Here is a 641-nt window from a genome sequence, read left to right on the forward strand (position 1 = left end):
CCGCGTTGTTCATAGGGCTCAAACTCTTCCCGATAGTACAATTCCCCCAAATAATAGGCATCTGCTGCATCCGTTTTCACTTTCCGAAGATGAGACCTCTTGGCTCGTTGTGCAGTCAATGGATTTACAATGATGTACAGGTAATTATTTTCCTCCAAACACTGTACAACCGGGAGATGATAATGGCCTGTTGCCTCCAAAATTACGGTAGGGCGGCAACCACTATTTTTTTCAATCTCATGCAGAAAGGTAACCAATGTGTGCAATCCCATTTTGGTGTGAGAAAAACGAAAACTCTCTTTATAAGGTTGGTTTTTGTCTAAAAAGGCTTGTCCCTCACTCACTCCCTTGGATATGTCGATCCCAACAACTGGATTCATCATTTTCCTCCTATTTTTTACTGCCGGAAACCCCATAACTACTGTAACGCCATAGCTTCGCTTGTGATACGAGATCGTAGTCTCAACCAGCTCAAACATGGTTATTACAGAGAGGGGGGAAGAGTTTTGCGTACGAAATCTAGGTTTCAAAGTAGCAGACTTTCTCCCCGGCTACTGTAATCGTACAACCATTTCAATAAAAAATGGCCAGCCAGAAATTGAATTCTAAGCTGACCTAATAATACGAAAGTGGTAGCCGCT

The 641-nt window shown here is 42.7% G+C and carries 1 protein-coding gene; it reads right to left on the reverse strand.

What is annotated here, in order from left to right:
• Positions 1–380 (reverse strand): IS110 family transposase (locus AB1L17_RS31460; RefSeq protein WP_412848840.1); only part of this gene is annotated, 380 nt, incomplete at its 3' end.
• Positions 381–641: the final 261 nt, after the last annotated feature.

It is taken from the genome of Brevibacillus jepli (assembly GCF_047229145.1).
Classification (GTDB): domain Bacteria; phylum Bacillota; class Bacilli; order Brevibacillales; family Brevibacillaceae; genus Brevibacillus.